This window comes from Nocardia sp. NPDC055050, from assembly GCF_053608345.1.
The window spans coordinates 85,806-93,881 of the sequence record NZ_JBSGVG010000028.1 but is presented as its reverse complement, the minus strand read 5'-3'; the positions used below and the strand labels follow the sequence as shown (position 1 = coordinate 93,881).

The window sequence follows — 8,076 nt, the reverse complement described above, 5'->3', positions numbered from 1 at the left end:
TGCGCCGCTCGTCGTCGGTGGTCGCCGGGTGTGAGAGGCGCAGCATGTCGCGGTTCGACCAGCCCTCCCGCTGCCGGTACTTGACCACCTGGAATGCCAGGTCGTCGATCGGCTTGTCCAGGTACCAGTTCGCGACGGCACGCCGCAGACCACGACCCCAGCCACGGAACTGCTCGGCGTAGCCGGCGAACAGGAACAGGTGCGTACCGGTGCGCGCGACCAGCGGCAGCGCGGCGAAGGCGGCCCGGCGGCCCTCGACGTCACCGAGCGAGGCGGCGGCGGCCAGCGCGAACAGGGCCGGGTTCTGGCGCGGCGCGCGCCCGGAGGCGGAGATCTCGACGATCTCGCGAACCAGATCGGCGGTGTGCTCAGCGGCGTATTCGACGACGAATTCAGCGTTGTCCGCTGTCAAAGCCTTCGCATCGACATAGAAAGTTCCGGATTCCGTGCCGAGCGTGAGGAAGCGACGCACCCGCGCCTGCGGGGTGATCTCGAAAACGTAGCCGCCCGCGTTGTTCACGACCTGCCGGCGATCGGCGGGCACGGTCTGCGGCGTGGCGCGACGAGAAAAGCGCGACAAGATATTCATTGTTCCCCCTCCGATACGTGTACCGGCGTCGATGTTTCGGACCCGGGACCCGACCGGGGCATGTGGTGACGTGGTGAGCGGACGGACGTGTAGTTTCGGCCGAAGAACGGAAATCACTTTCCGCCACGGGGTTCGAACCCGCTGGACCCAGAGGTCGTGCCAGATAACCGACCGAATCCGGTCCGTCCTGCTCGTTCACGTTGGACAGTTGCTCAGCGGACGTGTGTGTCCCGACCGGTACAGGTGCTCTACCAGCTGAGCTACCACCACCTTGCGATGGCGGGCAGGATTCGAACCTGCGACATCCCCAATCCGAGTGGTAACCGATCAGATCCGGTCCGCCTCGCAACTGCTGACATGAATTTACTGCGCACCAACGATCTTGCCCAGCGAATTAATCTCCGGGCATCGACGACCGCGGCGAAGTCGACGCGGCGGCGACCACGATTCCGTCGACAATTGTTCTGCCGCGGACGAGTTCGCCACTGCCCGCGAGCAATGCCGCGGCTTCCGCGACGCTGGGGGTGCCGACCGCCGCCGAGGCGTGGCCCGAACGGTGCCCTACGTCGACTTCGGCCAGTTGTTCGGCGGTGAATGCCACCACCGCCACACCGAGGGTCGCCGCGGCGGTCAGGACACCGGGTTCGGTCGCACGCCGATCGAGGGTCGCCAAACAGCTGATGGTGGTATCGCCGACTACCGCCCGCACCGCGCGGACGATCCGCCCCGCATCGGTGCCCGGCCGTATGCCGATGCCGACGGCCGGCGCCGCGCCCGAAGGCGTAGCACCGGTTCCCGGTTGTCGCTCACCGTCGGAAGTCGTCATCGTCGCCGTGTACCGCCGCACGCCATCAGTGGTCGAATCGTCGTGCGGCGGTGACGAATCGGGCGATCGCGTCGGGATTTCCCGCCGGATGGGTGTGCAGGTAGGAGGCGTGGACCTGGCGGAGCACAGCGCCTTCGGCGACGGAACCCGGTGCGCGCCAACCCCAGGCGGGGTTCTCCGCGCCGGTGCGGACCAGGCGGGTGCGGTGGAATTCGTGGCCTCGCACCCGCGACCCCGCGCGCCACAGCGCCGAGTCGTGCAGCGCGACGGCGTCGCGGTAGCCGAGGGTCAGGCGCGGACCGAATTCGGCGTCGGCGTCGATCACGCCTGCCATCCGATGGCCGTCGAGCGAGCGGGTGAGGTAGAGCAGGCCCGCGCACTCGGCGTGGATCGGCAAGCCCCTCGACGCACCGTCGGCCACTGCGGCGCGGAGACGCTCGTTGGCTGACAGCTGCCCCGCGTGCTCCTCCGGAAAACCACCGGGCAGGACCAATCCGGCTGTGCCGACAGGGAGTTCGTCGGTCAGCGGATCGAAAACCACTACCCGGGCACCGGCCGCGACCAGTAGTTCCCGATGCTCGGCATAGCCGAATGTGAAGGCCGGACCGCCCGCCATCGCGATCAACGGACTTCTGCCCGAGACGACGCCGGACCCCGCGGCTGAGGACGCGGATTCCGAGACGGGATCGACCGAAGTCGGCTGCGGGCGGACCATCGCCGCGTCCGTCACGCGCGGGTCGTGCGCGCGGTCGCCGTCGGAACTTGTTCCGGTCGTGGCATGTTCAGCGATGGAGGCCAGTTCGACGTGTGGATCCCACACGCCACCCAGCACCGAGCCGCCGGCCAGGGCGACGATGGCACGCAGGTCCACGTGTGCCGCGACGAGTTCTGTCATGGCGTCGACTGCGGCGGTGGCGGCGGAGCCGTGTTCGACGGCGGGGATGAGGCCGAGATGGCGGGAGGGGACTTCCAGTTCGGCCATGCGGGGCAGCGCGCCGAGAACGGGCAGGCCGACACGATCGCAGGCCGCGCGCAGGACTTGTTCGTGGCGTTCGCTGCCGACGCGATTGAGGATCACACCGCCGAGGCGGACCGAGGAGTCGTAGGTGGCGAAGCCGTGCAGGAGCGCCGCGAGACTCTGGGAATGACCGCGGGCGTCGACCACCAGCACCACCGGTGCCCCGAGCAGCCCCGCCACCTGCGCGGTGGAACCCTCGGCGATCGCGTCGCTGCGGTTCTCGTCGATCCGGCCGTCGAACAGGCCCATCACGCCTTCGACGACGGCGATATCGCAGCCCTGCGCGCCGTGGCGATACAGCGGCACCACCCGATCCTCGCCCACCAGAACGGGATCCAGATTGCGCCCCGGCCGCCCGGCCGCGAGCCCGTGGTAGCCGGGGTCGATGTAGTCGGGTCCCACCTTGAACGGTGCCACCCGATGCCCGGCCCGTCGCAGCGCACCGATCAGCCCGGTGGCCAAGGTGGTCTTCCCGCTCCCCGATGCCGGGGCCGCGATCACTACTGCGGGAGCACTCACCATTCGATACCGCGTTGGCCCTTGCGACCCGCGTCCATCGGGTGCTTGACCTTCGTCATCTCGGTGACCAGGTCGGCGGCCTCGATCAGGGCCGGGGGCGCGTCGCGACCGGTAATGACCACGTGCTGGTTGCCCGGGCGGTGGGTGAGGGTGTCGACGACCTCGTCGATGTCGACCCAGCCCCATTTGAGCGGGTAGGTGAACTCGTCGAGGACATAGAAGCGGTGCTGTTCGGCGGCGAGACGGCGGGCGATCTCCTGCCAGCCGGACAGGGCGGCGGCCGCGTGGTCTTCCTCGGTGCCGTGCTTGCGGGTCCAGGACCAGCCTTCGCCCATCTTGTGCCACTCGACCGCGCCACCCGCGCCGGTCTCCTCGTGCAGGGTGCCGAGGGTCCGGAAGGCGGCTTCCTCGCCGACCTTCCATTTCGCGCTCTTCACGAACTGGAAGACCGCCACGTCGAAGCCCTGGTTCCAGGCCCGCAACGCCATCCCGAACGCCGCGGTGGACTTGCCCTTGCCCGGCCCGGTGTGCACGGCGAGCACCGGCTGATTGCGCCGCTGCCGAGTGGTCAGACCGTCCTCGGGGACGGTCTCCGGAACACCTTTGGGCACGGAAACTCCTCTTCTCGACGCACGCGAGGTGCGCGTTCTGCACGACCTCGCGGTCGATATCTGTCGCACGCCGGCGCGCTCGAATGTCGAAGCCCGCTCCGCGACCCGTACCTCTCGGGCCGGCCGCGCGTGCCGGTTCGTCACCCTTTCTATCAGGGTGCGCCCGGCACACTCACAGGGCTCGACCCCTACGCCGGACGGGCTGGAACCTTTACGCCGCTCGAGCGGGCAGACCCGTGGCACGGACCACGTCGGCGACTGTCTCGCCGGTGAGTTCGGTCAAGCGCAGGTAGCGGGCGCGCAGGTCGCGAGCGAGTTCGGCGGCGAGGCCGAGCCGGATCATGCCGCGCTCGCAGTCGATGACCATGGCGGTGTGTCCTTGCGCGGCCAGCAGCTTGGCGGCGGTGCGCGCCCGTGGCAGCGGGTCGGTGCCGCCGGTAGCACGGCCGTCGGTGAGCAGGATCAGCATCGGGCGGCGGCGGGGGTCGCGGACGTGTTCGCGGGCGATCACCTCGCGCGCCTTCTGCAAGCCCGCGGCGAGTGGCGTCTTGCCGCCGGTGCGCATCCCGGCCAGGCGGCGGACCGCGATGTCGACCGAGGAGGTGGGCGGCAGAACGAGTTCGGCCGTACTGCCGCGGACGCTGATCACGGCCACCTTGTCGCGGCGCTGATAGGCATCGCGCAGCAGCGTGACAATCGCGCCGGTGACGGCGGTGAGCCGGTCGCGCGCGGCCATCGAGCCGGACGCGTCGACCACGAAAACGACCAGATTGCCTTCTCTGCCTTCGCGATACGCGCCGCGCAGGTCCTCGGTTTCCAGGGCGAGTGGGCCGCTGATCCTGCCACGCTCGAATTGCTTCGGCGCGGCCGCGAAGACGGTGCCGAGCAGGTGCAGGCCGGTCGACGGGTCGGCGTCGGGGCGGACCGTACGGCCGGTCCTGGTCCGGGCGCGCGAACGGCGCCCGGGGGCACCTTCGCCGATACCGGGGACCTCCCACCGCGGCGCGGGCTTGCCTGCCGAAGTCGGTGTGCCCGAAAGTTTTTCGGGTCCGGGTCGCGAACCGTTGCCCGCGTTGTCCTGGTTGGAGCTGTCCGAGCGGTCGCCGCCGGAACCGCCGCCGCCCGGTCCGCCACCGTCCGGTCCTCGATCGTCCGGGCCGCCGCCATCGGGGCCGCCGTCATCATCGGGACCATCATCGGGACCCAGGCCGTCCGGACCGCTTTCGCGACCGCTGCCTCGCGACCGCTCGTCCTCGCGGCCACCGGGGTCGACATCATCCGGGTGCGCGCTGTCATCGCCATCGGCGTCGAGCTCGTCCCGGTGGCCGTTCCCCTCGGCACCCGGTCCACGCGAACCGTCGAATTCCTCATCCCCCGAAGCCTTGTCGACCTCGGCGGCCGCGGCGTCCATCGCTTCGTCGAGCTGCTGTTCGCTGATCCCGGGCTCGTCGAACGGATCCCGCCGACGACGGTGCGGCAGCGCGAGTTCCGCCGCGATCCGCACATCGTCCTCGGTGACCCGATCCCGTCCACGCCACGCGGCATGCGCGGTCGCGGTCCGGGCGACGACGAGGTCGGCACGCATCCCGTCGACATCGAACGACGCGCACAGCGCCGCGATCCGGCGCAGCTCCGCATTGTCCAGCGCGACCTCGGGCAACCGGTCGCGTGCGGTCAGAATGCGTTCGGCCACCACCTGATCGGCGTCGACATAGCGGGCGGCGAACGCGGCCGGGTCGGCCTCGTAGTCGAGGCGACGGCGCACCACCGCCATCCGCACGTCGACCTCGCGCGAGGCCGCCACATCGACCGTGAGCCCGAACCGGTCGAGCAGCTGCGGGCGCAACTCGCCTTCTTCGGGGTTCATCGTGCCGACCAGCACGAACCGCGCCGGATGCGAGTGCGAGACACCGTCGCGCTCGACGTGCACGCGTCCCATCGCCGCCGCGTCGAGCAGCACGTCCACCAGGTGGTCGTGCAGCAGGTTCACTTCGTCCACGTAGAGCACGCCGTGGTGGGCAGCGGCGAGCAGCCCGGGCCGGAACGCCTGCTCCCCGTCGCGCAGCACCCGCTCGAGATCGAGTGAACCGACGACCCGGTCCTCGGTGGCGCCGACCGGCAACTCCACCAGCCGGGCGGGCCGGGCCCCGGTCTCGTCGACCACGGGCGGCAGCAACTGCGCGAGCGCGCGGACCACGGTCGACTTTGCCGTGCCCTTCTCACCCCGCACCAGCACCCCGCCGATCCCGGGGTGCACGGCCGACAAGATCAACGCCAGCTGCAACCGCTCCTGCCCCACCACAGCGGAGAACGGGAATCCCGCCTCACCCGCCGCACGTGCGGCGGTGTGCGGACCAGCGGCGACATCAGCAAAACCAGGCACGCCCCAACTCTATGCGCGCGCCGTTGCGGGCCCTCCCCCGGGCATCGACGGGCGGTGTACCGCCTCAGCCGCGCCGCATCGGCACGTGCATGATCCCGTCGTCGTCGTATTCGGGCCCGTCGACGGCGAAACCGAACTTCGCGTACATGCCGACCAGGTGCGACTGGGCATCCAGTCGCACAGTGGCCGAGCCGGTTTCGGCCAGTGCGGCCTGCATCAGCCGGGTGGTGTACCCGTGTTTGCGAGCGGACTGCGCGACGCAGACCCGGCCGATGCGATAGCTGGTGACCCCGTTATCGGACTCGTCGAGCAGGCGCAACGTGGCGAGCACGGAACCGTCGTCGAGCCACAGGTGCCGCGTCGTCGCCAACAGGTCGCGGCCGTCCAGCTCGGGATAGGCGCATCCCTGCTCGACGACGAACACTTCGACGCGCAGGCACAACAACCGGTACAGGGTGGCGGCGTCGAGATCCGCCGCCCACGCCCGTCTCAGTTCGGCGCTCACACCTGGGCGTAGCTCGAGACCTGCTCGTTCGCAGGCGCGGTGTTGCCGTCCAGCTTCAGCGACTTGCTGGTCCAGTCCCACACTTCCTGGAACAGGGCCTGGTTCTCCGACAGCTTCTGGCCGAGGGAGGGGATCATCTGCTGCAGCTGCGGCGTCCAGCCGGTGTACTGCTCCGGGAAGCACCGCTGCATCACGTCGAGCATGGCGGTGACGCAGGTCGACGCACCCGGCGACGCACCGAGCAGACCGGCGATGGAGCCGTCCTGCGCGGAGATGACCGCGGTGCCGAACTCGAGCACGCCACCCACACCCTTGCGGCGGATGACCTGCACGCGCTGACCGGCGGTGATGAGCTCCCAGTCGCGGCCCTGCGCGCGCGGCAGGAACTCCCCGAGTACGCCCACCTTGCCGTTCTGCGACTTGAGCAGCTCTTCGACCAGGTACTTGGTCAGGCCGAGCTCGGTGAGGCCGACACCGACGAGCGAGCCGATGTTGTTCGGCTTGATCGACTTGAACAGGTCGGCGTTGGAGCCGTCCTTGAGGAACTTGGGGGTCCAGCCGGCATAGGGGCCGAACAGCAGGCCCTTCTGGCCGTTGATGACGCGGGTGTCGAGGTGCGGCACCGACATGGGCGGCGCGCCGACGGCGGCCTTGCCGTAGACCTTGGCCTCGTGCGCGGCGATCAGCTCCGGGTTGGTGGAGCGCAGGAACTGGCCGCTGATCGGGAAGCCGCCGAAGCCCTTGGCTTCGGCGATGCCTGCCTTCTGCAGCAGCGGCAGCGCGCCACCACCGGCGCCGACGAACACGAACTTCGCGTTGATGGTGCGCGACTGGTAGGTGCGCAGGTTGCGGACGGTGACGTTCCACGACCCGTCGGACTGCTTGTCGAGGTTGCGGACCTCGGTGCCGAAGGCGATCTCGCCGCCGGAGTAGCCGATGTAGGCGAGCAGCTGCTTGGTGAGCGCGCCGAAGTCGATATCGGTGCCGCCGTCGGACCAGTTCAGCGCGATCGGGTCGCTGAAGTCACGGCCCTTGGCCATCAGCGGCAGGCGCGCGGCGAACTCGTCGGGGGTGTCGATGTACTCCATGCCACGGAACAGCGGGTGCGGCGACAGCGCCTCGTAGCGCTTGCGCAGGTAATCGACGTTGTCGGCGCCGTGCACGAAGCTGACGTGCGGGATGGGGTTGATGAAGCCCGCGGGGTCGTCCAGCACGCCTGCGTCGACAGCGGAGGCCCAGAACTGGCGCGAGACCTGGAAGCGCTCGTTGATGTCGACGGCCTTGCTCACGTCGACCGAGCCGTCGGCGTTCTGCGGGCTGTAGTTGAGCTCACACAGCGCCGAGTGGCCGGTGCCCGCGTTGTTCCACGGGTCGCTGCTCTCCGCGGCGGCGGCGTCGAGCCGCTCGAACACCGAGATCGTCCAATCCGGCTGCAGCTGCCGCAGCAGCGCGCCCAGCGTGGCACTCATGATGCCAGCGCCGATGAGAACTACATCGGTCTTTTCACTCTTCGCAGCGTTCGGCACGGGTAGATCGACTTCCTTGTCCTTCTCAGCTACCCACCGGCAGGTGAGTTCGCTTGGCGCGGGCGCTTTGGCGGTGTTCATGCGACTCGCGGTGAATCG

The 8,076-nt window shown here is 69.5% G+C and carries 7 protein-coding genes and 1 tRNA gene; all 8 read right to left on the bottom strand.

What is annotated here, in order from left to right; genetic code table 11:
• Positions 1-589: TROVE domain-containing protein (locus tag ACWGCN_RS25445; RefSeq protein WP_452529115.1), on the bottom strand; the 589-nt coding region annotated here is incomplete at its 3' end.
• 277 nt (positions 590-866) lie between these two features.
• Positions 867-932 (bottom strand) — tRNA-Pro (locus ACWGCN_RS25440).
• A 51-nt stretch (positions 933-983) separates the two neighbouring features.
• Positions 984-1,415 carry a cobalamin biosynthesis protein gene (locus tag ACWGCN_RS25435; RefSeq protein ID WP_452459658.1) on the bottom strand — a complete coding sequence of 144 codons (432 nt, stop codon included), beginning with the start codon at positions 1,413-1,415 and terminating at the stop codon, positions 984-986.
• Between the two features lie 25 nt (positions 1,416-1,440).
• Complete coding sequence (locus tag ACWGCN_RS25430) at positions 1,441-2,955, bottom strand: cobyrinate a,c-diamide synthase (protein WP_452459659.1); 1,515 nt, start codon at positions 2,953-2,955, stop codon at positions 1,441-1,443.
• Positions 2,949-3,563, bottom strand: coding sequence for a cob(I)yrinic acid a,c-diamide adenosyltransferase (cobO, locus tag ACWGCN_RS25425; protein WP_378626475.1), 615 nt, complete (start codon positions 3,561-3,563; stop codon positions 2,949-2,951). The genes ACWGCN_RS25430 and cobO overlap by 7 nt, the downstream gene beginning before the upstream one ends.
• A gap of 211 nt (positions 3,564-3,774) precedes the next feature.
• Entirely contained in the window at positions 3,775-5,946 is a 2,172-nt protein-coding gene (locus ACWGCN_RS25420; RefSeq protein ID WP_452459660.1) for a magnesium chelatase subunit D family protein, read from the bottom strand.
• A 64-nt stretch (positions 5,947-6,010) separates the two neighbouring features.
• Entirely contained in the window at positions 6,011-6,451 is a 441-nt protein-coding gene (locus ACWGCN_RS25415; RefSeq protein ID WP_452459661.1) for a GNAT family N-acetyltransferase, read from the bottom strand.
• Positions 6,448-8,058 (bottom strand): malate dehydrogenase (quinone), encoded by a 1,611-nt coding sequence (mqo, locus tag ACWGCN_RS25410; RefSeq protein WP_379312016.1) that lies wholly within the window; start codon positions 8,056-8,058, stop codon positions 6,448-6,450. Before mqo ends, ACWGCN_RS25415 begins: the two co-directional genes overlap by 4 nt.
• Positions 8,059-8,076: the final 18 nt, after the last annotated feature.